The organism is Sphaerisporangium sp. NBC_01403, assembly GCF_045040145.1.
GTDB classification, from domain to species: domain Bacteria; phylum Actinomycetota; class Actinomycetes; order Streptosporangiales; family Streptosporangiaceae; genus Sphaerisporangium; species Sphaerisporangium viridialbum.
This window is the reverse complement of the sequence record NZ_CP109534.1, coordinates 6,355,576-6,369,026: the sequence shown is the minus strand read 5'-3', so window position 1 is coordinate 6,369,026 and position 13,451 is coordinate 6,355,576. Positions and strand designations below refer to the sequence as shown.

13 protein-coding genes are annotated in these 13,451 nt (G+C 70.1%); 4 read left to right on the top strand and 9 right to left on the bottom strand.

What is annotated here, in order from left to right; genetic code table 11:
- Positions 1 to 2 precede the first annotated feature (2 nt).
- The 6 genes from OG589_RS28355 to OG589_RS28330 form a co-directional block, all read right to left on the bottom strand.
- Positions 3 to 989: a glycosyltransferase family 2 protein gene (locus OG589_RS28355; RefSeq protein WP_405140834.1), complete on the bottom strand. Its 987-nt coding sequence runs from the start codon at positions 987 to 989 to the stop codon at positions 3 to 5.
- A gap of 5 nt (positions 990 to 994) precedes the next feature.
- Positions 995 to 1,828 carry a glycosyltransferase family 2 protein gene (locus OG589_RS28350; protein ID WP_405140833.1) on the bottom strand — a complete coding sequence of 278 codons (834 nt, stop codon included), beginning with the start codon at positions 1,826 to 1,828 and terminating at the stop codon, positions 995 to 997.
- 131 nt (positions 1,829 to 1,959) lie between these two features.
- Positions 1,960 to 3,078, bottom strand: coding sequence for a GNAT family N-acetyltransferase (locus OG589_RS28345; protein ID WP_405140832.1), 1,119 nt, complete (start codon positions 3,076 to 3,078; stop codon positions 1,960 to 1,962).
- Positions 3,079 to 3,705: 627 nt separating this feature from the next.
- Entirely contained in the window at positions 3,706 to 5,343 is a 1,638-nt protein-coding gene (locus OG589_RS28340) for an RNA polymerase sigma factor (protein ID WP_405140831.1), read from the bottom strand.
- Positions 5,344 to 5,682: 339 nt separating this feature from the next.
- The gene (locus OG589_RS28335; protein ID WP_405140830.1) at positions 5,683 to 7,488 is read right to left on the bottom strand and encodes a substrate-binding and VWA domain-containing protein; all 1,806 of its coding nucleotides are present in this window, start codon (positions 7,486 to 7,488) and stop codon (positions 5,683 to 5,685) included.
- Between the two features lie 584 nt (positions 7,489 to 8,072).
- Positions 8,073 to 8,711 carry a hypothetical protein gene (locus OG589_RS28330; protein WP_405140829.1) on the bottom strand — a complete coding sequence of 213 codons (639 nt, stop codon included), beginning with the start codon at positions 8,709 to 8,711 and terminating at the stop codon, positions 8,073 to 8,075.
- A 126-nt stretch (positions 8,712 to 8,837) separates the two neighbouring features.
- Between OG589_RS28330 and OG589_RS28325 the strand changes: the two genes are divergently transcribed.
- Together OG589_RS28325 and OG589_RS28320 are read left to right on the top strand one after the other, a co-directional pair.
- Positions 8,838 to 9,611, top strand: a complete 774-nt coding sequence (locus OG589_RS28325) for a DUF4184 family protein (RefSeq protein WP_405140828.1) — start codon at positions 8,838 to 8,840, stop codon at positions 9,609 to 9,611.
- A complete protein-coding gene (locus OG589_RS28320; RefSeq protein ID WP_405140827.1) occupies positions 9,604 to 10,416 on the top strand; it encodes a TrmH family RNA methyltransferase in 813 nt (270 codons plus the stop codon). Before OG589_RS28325 ends, OG589_RS28320 begins: the two co-directional genes overlap by 8 nt.
- A gap of 9 nt (positions 10,417 to 10,425) precedes the next feature.
- On the opposite strand, the gene OG589_RS28315 is transcribed toward OG589_RS28320, so the two are convergent.
- Entirely contained in the window at positions 10,426 to 10,716 is a 291-nt protein-coding gene (locus OG589_RS28315; RefSeq protein ID WP_405140826.1) for a hypothetical protein, read from the bottom strand.
- 80 nt (positions 10,717 to 10,796) lie between these two features.
- Between OG589_RS28315 and OG589_RS28310 the strand changes: the two genes are divergently transcribed.
- Entirely contained in the window at positions 10,797 to 12,098 is a 1,302-nt protein-coding gene (locus OG589_RS28310) for an alpha/beta fold hydrolase (protein WP_405140825.1), read from the top strand.
- Here the strand turns inward: OG589_RS28310 and OG589_RS28305 are convergent.
- A complete protein-coding gene (locus OG589_RS28305; RefSeq protein WP_405140824.1) occupies positions 12,065 to 12,613 on the bottom strand; it encodes a hypothetical protein in 549 nt (182 codons plus the stop codon). The genes OG589_RS28310 and OG589_RS28305 overlap by 34 nt on opposite strands.
- On the opposite strand from OG589_RS28305, the gene OG589_RS28300 reads away from it, so the two are divergent.
- Positions 12,516 to 13,199, top strand: coding sequence for an alpha/beta hydrolase (locus OG589_RS28300; RefSeq protein ID WP_405140823.1), 684 nt, complete (start codon positions 12,516 to 12,518; stop codon positions 13,197 to 13,199). The two genes, OG589_RS28305 and OG589_RS28300, sit on opposite strands and share 98 nt — an antisense overlap.
- On the opposite strand, the gene OG589_RS28295 is transcribed toward OG589_RS28300, so the two are convergent.
- Positions 13,189 to 13,401, bottom strand: coding sequence for a DUF397 domain-containing protein (locus OG589_RS28295; RefSeq protein ID WP_405140822.1), 213 nt, complete (start codon positions 13,399 to 13,401; stop codon positions 13,189 to 13,191). The two genes, OG589_RS28300 and OG589_RS28295, sit on opposite strands and share 11 nt — an antisense overlap.
- Positions 13,402 to 13,451 lie beyond the last annotated feature (50 nt).

Here is a 13,451-nt window from a genome sequence, read left to right as displayed (position 1 = left end):
GGTCACCGTTCGTGTTGGATGGATCGTCCCGCACGGTTCCCGCGCAGGCGCAGCCTGGCGGAGCCCACGGCGTACCCCCACGTCGTCCAGGCCAGACCGGTGACGATCGCCCCCGCTCTGGCCAGGCCGGCGAGATCGCCCCGCAGGGCGTCTCCCACGCCGCGAAGAGCGCCCATCGGCAGCGTCTTCATGGCGTGGGCGCGCTCGCTCGACAGCCCGTCGCCCGCGCCGACCTCCTGCGCGACCAGCGCCTTGGAGAGCCCTTCCGCGTAGCACCGGGAACGGAAATAGCGGAACGTGGCCCGCGACGCGGGCACTCGATGGCCGATGACCGCCCGGGGCTCGAACATCATGATCGAGCCCGGCCTGCGCTGGGAGAGCCGGATGCAGAACTCGGTCTCCTCGCAGCCCAGCGGGCGGCTCTTGCGACCTTGGACACTGCGGCCGATGCCGGAGTGGAACCCTCCGACCTCGCCCACCACCTCCCTGCGGAAGGCGGCGTTCCCCCCCATCACGTTGCGGATCGGCTTCCTCTCGGCCGGCAGGCCGCGATAGGTGCACCCGATGGTCCAGTCGAACTCCTCGGGGAACCATCGCGGCCGGTCGCCGTTGTCCCAAAGTGGTCTGGTCAACCCGCCGACCCCCACGACGGCCGGGGTGCCACCCCGCTCGACTGACATGGCATCCTCGAACGCGGCGAGCCACTCGGCGTCCGCGACGGCGTCATCGTCCAGGAAGGCCACGACGTCGCCGGAGGCGGTCGCCACCCCGGTGTTCTTGCCGCCGGACAGACCCCGCTCGTGGGAGTTCTCCACGACGATCGCGTCGGCGTACTCCCGCTTGAGCCTGAGGTGCAGGTCGGGGTTGTAGTCGACGACGAGGATCAGTTCGTACGGCTGACGCCTCTGGCTGCGCACCGACTGAACGGCGGCCCTGATGTCGTCCCACCGGTCTTCGGTGTAGACGCAGATGACGACGGAGATGTTCATCTCGGTTATGCCGCGCCCTGGTCGGCGGCCGGCTGGGCCGTGGGGGCGGGGGCGGCCTCGGTCATGGGACGGCGCCACTCACGCATGATCGTCTTGAGCACGCGCCAGCCGTCCCGCACGACGCGGAGGTTACTCTCGCCGTGGATGCGGCATCTCTCGTGGCTCGGCACCTCGTGCACGCGCAGCCCCGCTCTGGCCGCGCGGATGTTCAGCACCGTCTCCACCTCGAAGCCTTCGCAGTCGAGGTCGAGCACGTCGAGGTGACGCGCCCAGAAGGCGTTGTAGCCGTAGCACAGGTCGGTGTACCGGGTGCCGTAGATCCAGTTGACCAGCGTGCGCAGCACGCTGTTGCCGAGACGGCGGCTGACCGTGAGGTCGTCGCTGCCGCCACCGCTGGCGTACCGCGAGCCCTTGACGAAGTCGGCCCCGGTGACCAGCGCGCCGACGAAGTGGATGATCTCCCGGCCGTCGGTCGAGCCGTCGGCGTCGATCATCACGATGATGTCGCCGGTGCACTCGGCGAACCCGGTGCGGAGGGCGTCACCCTTGCCCTTGCCGCGCTGCTGGATCACGCGGAGGTTCGGGCGCAGGCGGCGGGCCACCGCCACGGTGTCGTCCGTGGAGTTGCCGTCGACGAGGACGATCTCGTGGATCCAGTGGGGCAGCGTGGCGAAAACGTGCGGAAGGTTCTCCGCTTCGTTCATGGCCGGTACGACCACGCTGACGGTCGGGGAAATGGCCAGGTGCGGTGTGAGAGGGGTGAAACGGTCCACTGCCGGCAGTGGCCTCAGGCTGTGAAGCTGAGGTTTCCCGTTGTGCTTGGTGATCTCGGGACTCATTTTGAGGGATGTCCTTCCGGGCGGTCTGACATCGGCGGCGACTGCCAATAGGACCGGCGCGACTGGACGGAGAGGGGTTTCTCCGCCCCGGTCAGATCAATAGAGGGTTTGTGCTCTTTTCGGGGAAGACTTCAGCTCGCCCCCGAAGGTTCCTTTTGTATGTTCTCGGGATGGATGGAGGTGCGGACCCGCCCGAACCCCTTCAGCAGGCGGTCGGCCAGCCGGTAGAGCGATGGACGGTCAACCACGATGTTGCGGGCCTTGTTCACAGGCGTCCGCCCCATCCAGTGGACGGCGGCCGTCGCCGACGGACGGGAGACCCGGCCCTCGGAGACGTGGATGACGCCGTTCTTGAGCCAGCCCTTGTACTCCCGGCCCCCCTTGCCCATGTCGACCTGGCCCAGGCCGTGAGAAGCGGCCTGCTCCGCCATGTGCAGGTGGTGCATTATGCCGGGGGAGTAGCGGGCGAACTCGGGGTCGTAGGCCGGGAACCACCCGACCAGCGTGTTGTGGGTGCGCAGGCCGAAATGACCCGCCACCGGGGTGTCCCCGGCGTAGAGCATGGTGAGCACGCCGCCGAACGACGGCGTGTCGGTGCCGTGCATCTCTTCGAGCAGCTCGACGATCCACGGCTGGGCGAACCGGTCGACCCGCCCGGTGCGGCGGTACTGGTCGGACTTCCAGCCGGTGAGGGTGTGCATCGACTCGGGGTCGGCCGCGCACCACTCCAGCCGGATCTCACCGTGCTCGCGGGCGAGCTTGCGCTCCTTGTATCGCACCGTCTTGTAGTTCTTGGGTGAGTTGGCGCGGACGTACTCGATGTAGGTGTCGAACCCGCCGGTGAGGTCCATCATCGGCACCGGGCGCACCGCCGACTCGTGCGGCGCCCAGGTGGGCTGGTCCGCGACCATGTGATCGAAGTCGAAGACCGAGAGGCCGCACGCCCGCAGGAGCTCACGGGCGGAGATGTCGAGGCCGGGGACCGAGATGAGCCCGTGGCAGGTGGTCAGCCAGCTGCCGAGGGGCTTGCCGATGGCGAAGGCGTGCCGCTCGAACGGGAGGAAGCCGACCACCTTGGCGTCGTCCTCGATGACGGCGACGCGCACGTACGAGCGGAGCCGGCCCAGGGCCAGCGCGAACTCGACCGAGAGAAAGGGGTTGTCCAGTGACGGAGCCGCGTGCTGTAGTTCACGCCAGCGGGTGAGCTCCGGCTCTCCGAGCTCCCCCGGCCGAACGACCGTGACTTTCACCTTGACCCGGCCCCCTGTTCGGTGTGCGCACTGCCGTTCCCCCGGTACAGAGACCGAAGAACCCACATGAATCCACCGAGCACCGCGACGGTGGCCACTCCCGCGCGAGGAGACCAAGCGTCGAACATAAGCATGGCCTCGGCTAACAGAACGTTTATAACGAGACTCGCGGCGGCGCCCACCGTTAGAGCCGCGAGAGGGTCACGATCACGCAACAGTCCTACGACCGATGCCCCCGGCACCACCAAAAGGAACAGAGGTGTCAGAATCAGGCGTGCCGGAGTATGGATATCGGCGAGCGCGATCACCGCTCCCGCGGCGCACGCGACCGCCAGCACCCATGTGAGCACTGCTCTGTTCGTACGCATCTCTCCTGGCTCCGCTGGTCAAGGCCGACTAAAGACATGGTTGATCGCTGCTCTCATATGACCAACCACGCTATGCGATCGTCAATGCCGACGCCCTACCCCGGTCAATGGTTTACCTAGACGAGGGTAAGAACCGTTGTGTAGTCAACCACGTCAGGCACGCCAACGACTGATGCCCCCGAGACCATTGGGGCGCCAGGGACCGGAGGGTCTTCAAAGGTACCCCTGGTTTGCCCCGGATGCGCGGTCGAGCCGGAATTCAGGTGGGTCCTCCGCTCGATTCCTCGCTCGGCGTGCCGGACGCGGACGGCTCAGGCGTGGGTGACTGGTCAGGCGGCGGATCGGAGGCGGGCGGCGGGTCCTGACCGTCCCATGACAGGTGACACGAGGCGCGGCCGGACGCGGAAGTCAAGGTCACAGTGCCCTCTCCCGCCTCTCCCGGCTCTCCGACGGCGACCGAGAGCCTTTCCTTCACGCCAGACTTGAGTACGCCCTGGCCGGGCGTCACGGCCAGGCCCCCCGTGGTGGTAGCCGTCCAGGAGACGGTCGCGTTACGCGCGGAGACAAGGATCACACCACCGCCCTCCGCGCCGAGCGCCCCCGGGCACGAGACGACGAGCTTGGCCGCGGGCGCGGGCGGCCGGGTGGGCGTGTTCGAGGGAGGGCGCGGCCTGCCGGTGGACGCGGCGGGGGCGGCGGCCGCGCTCCGGGTCGGTGACCTCTTCGCGGGGGTCGCGGTGGCGGGTGTGGGCGGCGGCGGCTCCGACGGGGACGGGGTGTCGTCGGGGTCGGGCCCGTAGCTGATCTGCAGTTCGCCGGGCGTCTGGCTCGGGAAGCGCAGGGTCTGCGTCAGCCCGTCCGGGGATGAGGGGCCCTGCCCGGTGGCGACGACCATGGCCCCGGTCGCCACCAGCACGCAGGCGACGGTGGCGAAGACGGGCGTCCTCCGGGAGGTCCTGCGGGCGTGCGCGACCCCGGTCCCGTACCGGGGGGTCTCCTGCTCGGGGGACGCGCGGTGGTCCTCCCGGGCTTCCCTGCCCCTGGACCGGCGCTCGGCTCCCACCGGGGGGAATCCGCTCTTGTCGAACCGGTCGGCCACCGCCATGATCGCCGTCCGTCCGGCGTCGCGCTCGGACTTGGCGCAGGTCTCGGCGACCCGGCGGCGCAGCGACAGGGGAGGGAAGGCCACGGGGATGGTGTCGAGCAGGCGCTCGGCCGACACCCGGCGGCGCCGCCCTTCCGTGCATTCCTTGCAGCCGATGATGTGCCTGGTGAGGCGCCGCCTCAGCTGCTGCGGGAGCGGGCCCTCGACGGAGTCGAGCAGCGCGGACAGATCGGGGCAGTGCGCGCGGCCGGTCCTGGCGAGGATGACCGCCGCGGCGGCGTTCTCCAGGTGGTCGCGGGCGCGGGCGAGACGGGTGCCGGTCTGCCGCGAGGTGAGGCCGAGCACGGCCCCGATCTCCGAGACGGTGAGCTCGTGCCGCAGCGCGAGGAGCAGGACGTCCCGCTCCTTGTGCCCCAGCTCCGCCAGGCCCTCGCGCACGATCGCCGCGAGCTCCGGATCCTCCTCGTCCCCTTCCAGGAACAGCTCCGGCGTGGTGCCGTGCGCGGGGGTGCGCCCGCGACGGGTGGTGCACTGGAAACGCGTCAGCGCGTACAGCCAGGCACGCGTGCGCGCCGGCTCGCGCAGCGCTCCTGCGCGGCCGTGGGCGGTGACGAGCGCGTCGTGCACGGAGTCCGCGGCGGCGTCGGTGTCGTGGAGCAGTGAATAGGCGTAGTCGTTGAGTCGGTCGGCATAAGCGTCGTAGAGGCCGTCAGCCGCGCGGCCGTCCGCTCGGCGCAGGGCCTCCAACATTCGCTGGTCGTCGGCACGGCCGACGGTCGGCCATCCGGGCACTGATCTTCCTCCCCGCAGGACGGGTACCTGGCATTTCGGTCGCGCACGCTCGCGAGAATTACCCCTGCCCGCGCCAGGCCCACACGCGTAGGACGTCCGTTCCCCTCGCCCGGTTCACCCGGGATTGTTTGATAATCATCGGGTATGACCTGGGAAAACAGGGTCGGATGGGACTGCTGAAACGGATGTTTCCTGGCGCGATAACTGAGGTGATGATCGGTGACGCGGGTAGGCGTCCACGGTGACACACCGCGATTCACTTCCGACAGGGGTAAAAGTAAAACGCCCGACTCCGGGCCCGTTAAAGGCCGGAATCGGGCGCTCGCGCGCGGGGCGCGTTTACTGCTGGGACGTGCTCCCATTGCAGTTGGGGGCGCACAGGCGGCGCGAGATGCCCTCCAGGAAGACCTTGCGGATCTCCAGGGCGTTGTTCGGGAAGAACGCCTGGCCCTGCGTGGCCTTGGCGATGGCCTGCATCTGCCGGCGGCCGGCCGCGTCGTTGGCGCCGAGGGCCACGATGATCACGCTGATCGGCTGCGTCTCGTCGAACTCCGTGCGGAGCTTCTTGAGGATCGCGGCGTTGGAGATGCCGCCCTCGGGGTCGTCGTTGCCCACGCCGTCGGTGAAGACCAGGATCGTATTGATCTTGTCGGCCTCGTACTCGGCCTTCATCTTGTCGTAGGCGGCGGCGAGCGTGTCGTTCAGACCGGTGTCCCCGGTGGCCTTCGCCTTTATCCGCGAGAGGGACTGGCCGATGACTTCCCGGCGGGTGGCACCGTTGATCTTGGCGCCGATGGGCCCGACGGGCACGACCTCGCGGTAGTCGACGCCCTTGCCGTTCAGGTTGGTGGAGAAGACCCAGGTGCCGATCTCGGTCTTGTCGGGGAAGAGCTTCAGTCCCTCGATCGCGGTCTGGGCGATCAGGTTCATGCGGTCGCCGGGGGCGCCGACGGCCGGCAGCGCCATGGTGCCGGAGATGTCCAGCAGGGCGAGGAGCCGGCCGCCCAGCTTGAGGCGGGACCACGCCTGCGAGAGCTTGGTCACCGAGGCCGCCTCGGGGACCTTGATGGCGCGCGGCGTCGCCGGGTTGAGCCCGTTCGCCTGGCTGATCACGCTCCCGCCCTTGCCGTCCGGGGTGCGGAAGCCGTACTGGCGGATGGTCTTCTTGGCCTCGGCGCCGGACAGCGCGGCGGCGAAGGTCTTGGCCGCGTCGCGGGTGGCCTGGTCCTTGGCGGTCACGACGACCGGGTAGTCGAGGCTGATCGTGCCCTCGGCCGGGTAGAGCGCGACGATCTCGCCCGGCTTGGTCTTGGCGTTGAACGCCCAGATGCCCTGCTCGGAGGCGATGCCGATCGGGACGCGGGACGACTGCTTCGCCATGGTGGCGAACATGTTCGCCGGGCTGTTCACGGCGTTCTCGGAGAGCTGCCTGAGCACTCCCACCAACTGGTCCTCGCCGGCGCCCGACGCCTGGAGGATGCCGGACCCGGCGAGCAGTGCGCTCAGCCCGGCGGCGTTGAGGGTGGGGTCGAGCGGAAGGACGCGGATCTTGCTCGCCAGGCCCTCGGGGTTCGCGGCGTTGGCGGCCGACATCAGGCCGCTCCAGCTCGGCTCGCCGAAGGCGCTCTGCAGCTTCTCGACGGCGGGCTTGGGAGCCGCCAGCACCACCGGCGAGCGGGCGATCGAGCCGACGGGCGCGGAGATGCCCGACCCCTTGGGCGTGGAGCGCAGCTTGGCGACCCACAGGCTGGAGTCCGGGATCCACAGGTCGGCGTCGAACTTGCCGGCGGTCGCGCCCGACCCGGCGATGGCGTTGGTGACGCCGGCGGGATCGCTCTCCTTGACCGTGACCGCGAAGCACTTGCCGTTCACGGGGGTGGTGTTCTTGGAGAAGTCGGCCGCGATCTTGCTGATGGCGGGCTCGATGTCGGGGGAGGCCACGACCTGGAGTGCGACCGGGCTGTCGCCGCAGGTCTTGTCACGGCTCATGATCACGTAAGCCGCGACGCCCAGCAGCACGGCGAGCGCCACGGCGCCCGCGAGGGGCACCAGCACCTTGCCCCGGCCCGCGCGACGGCGGCCGGACGGCTCGTGATAAGGGTTGTAGCCGCCCTCAAGCTCGTCTGTGCGGTGGCGTCCGCCCACGGTGTCCTCTTAAAGTGTCGATCTTTTCCGAACGTGGCGCGCTCTGCAGCGACCATATAGGGAGATCCCGGGTAATGCTTACGGAACCATAGCGTCAAGCCGGATACCGGCAAAACCGATCATTTCGTGCAGTGATTACCGTACGTACGAGTAACTTATGGCTGTGCTGTCCTCTCGCGATACATCTTGACAGTCGCCTGACGCGATGTATCGTGACGCAAAAGATCGCGACATTTCGCGCTTCGGTGTGGAATGCGGGTGTCGTACTCGGCTGGCAGGGGGTAGCGGCTCGTGTCGATGGTCATCGAGGGCCGCGACGCGGGGACGCACGGCCCCGCGACGGGGGTTGAGGGGTCCGTTCCGCTCCGAGGCGGCAGGAGCGAGAAGCGCCCGGACCTGCTGCTCATCGAGCTGGACGGGCACGGCTGCCCAGCGGAGGTCAGGCGGGCGCTCAGGGAGTCGGACTGCGTGCGCGAGGTGGTGATCGCCGGGCGCGTGTGCCGCGCGCTGGCGGACCCCGGCACCGCGCCCCGGGTGGCGGTCGCGCTGCGGGCTCAGGGGCTCGAACTCGCCGTGGTCATCCTTCAGTGGTGGCAGGAGTGGCCGCGCCAGGCGCTGCGGCCCTCGCGGACGGCCACGGCCGCCAGCATGAGCGCCACCGCCGGATCGAGCCACCACCAGCCGAACGAGGTGGCGGTCAGCCCCGCCAGCACGCCCCCGGCGAGCAGGGCGCAGAGCAGGTTCTGGGTGCCCTCGCCGGTCGTGGCGACCGAGCCGAGGCGGGCGCCGAGCCTGCGCTTGGCCACCCCGAGGAGCGGCATGCTCACCAGGCTGATCGTGGTGACGACGACGCCCAGCACCGTGGGCACCGACCGCTGACCCGACCCGAGGTCGTAGGCGACGTGAAGCACCAGATAGGGCGCGAGCAGCCAGAAGCTGACCGCCACGGCCTTCTGCGCCCGGTGCTCGGCGGTCGCGGAGTGGAGCCTGCGCCCGGTGAAGCGCCAGATGACGATCAGGCTCGCCAGCGCCTCCACGAGCGACGACCAGCCCCAGCCGATCAGGGCCACCGAATGGGCGGACAGGCCCGCCGCCAGCCCAAGGGAGCTCTCGGCGCCGAGCCAGACCAGCGTCGCGAACGAGAGCGTCCTGGCCAGGCGCGCGTCGCGAATCCACTGCGCCGGCGGGGCCGAGGGGCGCGCGTACGTACCTTGATCTGGCACGATGGCCCCCGATCGATCGAACCTGGCCCTGACAGCGGTGAGTAGCCTACCCGTTACAGATAGCGTCACGTCCCCGCCCGCGTAAAGCTGTGGACGGGCGGCGCGGGCCCCAAGCAAGGAGAGCCCGTGCCGTTCACGCCGAGCCACGTCGCGGCGGTGATCCCGCTCATTTCCTCGGCCCGGGTGCGCAAGGTGCTCGATCCCTGGGCGCTCGGCGTGGGCGCGATGGTGCCCGACCTGCCGATGTTCCTGCCCTACCTGGACGCCTACACCCGGTGGCACTCGCCCATCGGAGTGGTCACCGACGACGTGGTGGCGGTGTTCGTGCTGCTGGCGCTCCTGCAGTTCGTGTTCCGCGACCCGCTCACCGCGCTGCTGCCGCAGTCGCTCGCGGCGCGCATCGCCGCCCTGCCGGGGCCCGGCTGGCGGAGGTTCCCCGCCATCGCGCTCGGCGCCGCGGCGGGCGCGGCCACCCACGTCTTCTGGGACTCGTTCACCCACGACTGGGGCGCGCGGTTCTGGGGCTGGGCCTGGCTGACGGCCCCGGTGGCGGGATTCGTGAACGGCTACCGGCTCCTGCAGTACGGCTCGTCGGCGGTGGGCCTGGCCCTGGTCGGCTGGTGGCTGCTCCGCGCGCTGCGCCCCTCCGCCGGCAAACCGCTGCCGGCCCGGCTCGCGCTCCCGGGCCCGGTGCGCTGGGGCGTTCTGGCCTGTACGGGCCTCGGCGCCTGCTTGGCGGCCGCCGTATGGAGCTTCGTCGACCCGCCCAACCCCGTCTTCGGCTGGGCCGGGGTCATCACCAAGACCGGGGTCGGCCTGGTGGTGGGGTTCTGCGCCGTGCTCACCGTCTACGCGCTGCTCTGGCAGCTCGGGCGGGTCATACGCTTGTCCCGTGCCTGAGCTCATCCCCGTTTCCGACGCCGCCGACCCCCGGCTGGCCGACTACGTGCGGCTGCGCGACGTCGAGCTGCGCAAGAGCCTGGAGGCCGAGCGCGGCCTGTTCGTGGCGGAGGGCGAGAAGGTCATCCGGCGGGCCGTCGCGACCGGATACCCCGTCAGGTCGGTGCTGACGACACGCCGCTGGCTCCCCGGCCTGGAAGACGTGCTGGGCGACGCGCGGGTCTACCTGGTCTCGGACGAGGTGATGGAGGGCATAGCCGGCTTCGCCGTCCACCGGGGCGCCCTGGCGTCCATGGCGCGGCTGGAGCTTCCATCGGTGAAGACCCTGCTGGGGCAGGGGCCGCCGCGCCGGATCCTCGTCCTGGAAGACCTGGTGGACCACGGCAACGTCGGGGCGATCTTCAGGTGCGCGGCGGCTCTGGGCGTCGAGGCCGTGATCCTCTCGCCCCGGTGCGCCGACCCGCTGTACAGGAGATCGGTCAAGGTCTCGATGGGCGCGGTGTTCGCCGTGCCGTACGCGCGCATGGCCAACTGGTACGACGGGCTGGCCGAGCTGCGGGCCCTCGGCTTCCAGACCCTCGCCCTGACGCCCGACCAGTCGGTCGTTCCCATCGAGAAGGTCTCCATGGGGGAGCGGGTGGCGCTCATGCTCGGGTCCGAGGGCGACGGGCTGTCCTCGCGGTGGCTCCACGAGGCCGATCACGCCGTGTGCATCGCCATGAGCCCGGCGGCCATGGACCTCGGCGTCGACTCCCTCAACGTGGTCGCGGCGGCGGCGATCGCCTGCCACAGCCTCATGCGCTGACCCGGCTGGTTACCTTTTCCGGTATTCGGTGGCGTAGTAGAGGCCCGCGCCGAAAATGTTCAGGAAAAGGAGTATCGCCAGCCAGGTGTACCGCGCCTGCGGGTACAAGGTCGGATTTGCCGCCATATCGCGTGCCATCCATGCCCAGAAGACGAGGAGCGGCATGATTGCTATGAGCGGGATCAGCGGCATCAGTTGATTCATCGCGCACCCCGTTTCATGACTGATACTCTCATCGTGGCGAACGCTAACATCATTGAGGGCGGTCATGCCATGGCAACTGTTGACCTGCAGTCGCATCCAGTTCGTCGTGCGTGACGGGGTCGGCCACGGCCTCGCCGAGGCGGGCTCTCGCAAGGCCAGATCATGAGGAACACGTGATGTCGACAGAGCCGACGCCCACGGGCATGGCAGTCCTCGAAATGGCGCGGGCGGGACGCTTCGCGGAGATCCGCGACATGTTCGCGCCCCAGTTACGGGCGCTGGTGTCGGCCGAGGCGCTCCAGCTCGCCTGGGCGGCCGAGCTCGGCCGGCAGGGCCCGATCTCCTCCGTCGGCACGCCGGTGAGCGAGCCGGCCGGGCCGGGGACGGTCGTGGTCAAGATCCCCGTGACGTTCGAGCAGGGCGAGCTGACGGTGGTCGTATCGGTCGACGACGCCGGCCGGCTGACCGGGCTCCAGCTCGCGCCCGCCAGTGCCGCCAAGCCTGTCGAGCCGTGGGTGCCACCGGCGTACGCCGACCCCGGGACCTTCGACGAGCAGGACGTGACGGTCGGCTCCGGACCGCTCGCGGTGCCGGGCACCCTCACCCTGCCACGCCGGCCGGGACCGTACCCCGCCGTGGTGCTGCTCGCCGGTTCGGGGCCGGGAGACCGCGACGAGACGATCGGGCGGAACAAGCCGTTCAAGGACCTCGCGTGGGGGCTCGCCGGCCGGGGCATCGCCGTACTGCGCTTCGACAAGGTCACGTACGTCCACCGCGGTGTGGTCGCCGAGAATCCCGGCTTCACGCTCGAAGACGAGTACGTCCACCACGCGGTCGCGGCCGTCGAGCTGCTCCGGCGCCGGTCGGCGGTGGACCCCGCGCGGGTCTTCGTGCTCGGCCACAGCCTGGGCGGCACCGTCGCCCCGCGGGTGGCGGCCGGCGAGCCGTCCGTCGCCGGGCTGGTCATCCTGGCCGGCGGCACCCAGCCCCTGCACTGGGCCGCCGTCCGGCAGGTCCGCTACCTCGCGTCGCTGGACCCCGGCACGGCCGCCGCGGCGCAGCCCGCCGTCGAGGCGATGACCGCGCAGGCGAGGATGGTCGACAGCCCCGGCCTCTCCCCGTCGACACCGGCCGGTGAGCTGCCGTTCGGCGTGCCCGCGCCCTACTGGCTGGACCTGCGCGACTACGACCCGGTCGCGGTCGCCGCGACGCTGGACAGGCCGATGCTCATCCTCCAGGGCGGCCGCGACTACCAGGCGACCGTCGCCGACGACCTGGCCGGCTGGAAGGCCGGCCTCGCCCACCGCCCGGATGTCACCATCCGGGTGTACGACGCCGGCAACCACCTGTTCTTCCCCGGCACCGGCCCGTCGACGCCGGCGGAGTACGAGCCGGTGCAGCACGTGGACCCGGAGGTCGTCACCGACATAGCCGACTGGCTGCCTCAAAAGTCCGCGTTCGACGGCTCCGGACACTGACCGTAGACCGCGTCAAGGAGGTCGCGGGCGAACCGGCCGAGGTCGTCCAGCCCGGTGGCGGCCAGGGTGTCGTGGCCGCCTGACAGCAGGTGCGGGATGGCGGCATGCAGGGCCAGCGTGACGGCCGTGGCACGTTGCGGGGTGACGGGGAGCCCGGCGGCGCGCTGGGCGTGCTCGAATTCGGCGAAGTCGGCGGCGGCGATGGCGTCGAGTATGGCCGCCAGCCATGGCTTGCGCGCCGCTTCCGACTGGAGCTCCGAGTAGGCGAGCAGGCGAGGGCGGCCGGGCCCCGCGACGTTCTCGAGAAGCGTGCGCAGCATGGTCACCAGGCCGTCTCGATCGGCAGGCGCCTGTCTCGGCACTTCGCGGTACAGCTCGGCGCAGCGCTCGGCGATCGCCCGTAACAGGGCGTCTCTGGTGGGGGCGGCCGAGCACGCCCTGGCCGAGGGGCTGGGCGCGGGCTGGCGGTCCGCCCTCGACGTACGGCCGCGCCATCGCCTGCCGCTCGCCCGCATCCTGCTCAGGCCGGTCTTCACCCGCCGCCGAGACGTCGAGCGCGTCGCGGACATCGCTTACGGCGAGGCCGGTAGGAGGAACCTGCTCGACGTCTACCGGCACCGTTCCCGTCCGTCGGGTGGGCCCGTGCTGATCCACCTGCACGGAGGCCGGTACTACCGGGGCCGCAAGGACAGCCAGTCGCTGCCCCTGCTCTACCGGCTCGCCGGCCAGGGCTGGGTGTGCGTCAGCGCGAACTACCGCCTGCGGCCGGCCGCGCGGCATCCTGACCACCTGATAGACGTCAAGAGAGTGATCGCCTGGGTGCGCGAGCACGGCCGCGAGTACGGCGCCGATCCGGCGATGCTGTTCGTTTCCGGCAGCTCGGCAGGCGGGCACCGTGGAGAGCGCTCGGCTCTTCGCCGCCTCGTTGCGGAGCACCTCGGCCAATCCCGTCGTCTACGTCGAACTTCCAGGCGCTCAGCACGCGTTCGACCTGTTCCACTCGGTCCGGTTCGAGACGGTCGTGGACGCGGTGGAGGACTTCGCCGCCTGGGTGAGATCGCGCGAGAAGACGCGCCGGACGTAGCCTCGCTCAGGCGGTGAGGTCGCCGTCCTTCAGGCTGGTGCGGAAGGCGTTCCACTCGGCGGTGGTGAAACGTAGCACCGGGCCGTACGGGCGCTTGCTGTCGCGTACGGCTATTCGACTGCCGGACAACGCTGCGAGTTCCACGCAGTCGCCGCCGTTGCCACCGCTGTGTGAGGACTTCACCCAGTTGGCGTTGGTCAGGTCATCCATCATCCGCATCCATCGCCATGTACATGGCACCTTTTCGTCGTGTACGTGGCACCTTGGCT

What these genes read in the sequence shown, in the direction of transcription:
- OG589_RS28355 (WP_405140834.1), bottom strand. Translation starts at nt 989, where the DNA reads ATGAACATCTCCGTCGTCATCTGCGTCTACACCGAAGACCGGTGGGAC.
- OG589_RS28350 (WP_405140833.1), bottom strand. Translation starts at nt 1,828, where the DNA reads ATGAGTCCCGAGATCACCAAGCACAACGGGAAACCTCAGCTTCACAGC.
- OG589_RS28315 (WP_405140826.1), bottom strand. Translation starts at nt 10,716, where the DNA reads ATGCGACTGCAGGTCAACAGTTGCCATGGCATGACCGCCCTCAATGAT.
- OG589_RS28310 (WP_405140825.1), top strand. Translation starts at nt 10,797, where the DNA reads ATGTCGACAGAGCCGACGCCCACGGGCATGGCAGTCCTCGAAATGGCG.
- OG589_RS28305 (WP_405140824.1), bottom strand. Translation starts at nt 12,613, where the DNA reads ATGCGGGCGAGCGGCAGGCGATGGCGCGGCCGTACGTCGAGGGCGGAC.
- OG589_RS28295 (WP_405140822.1), bottom strand. Translation starts at nt 13,401, where the DNA reads ATGCGGATGATGGATGACCTGACCAACGCCAACTGGGTGAAGTCCTCA.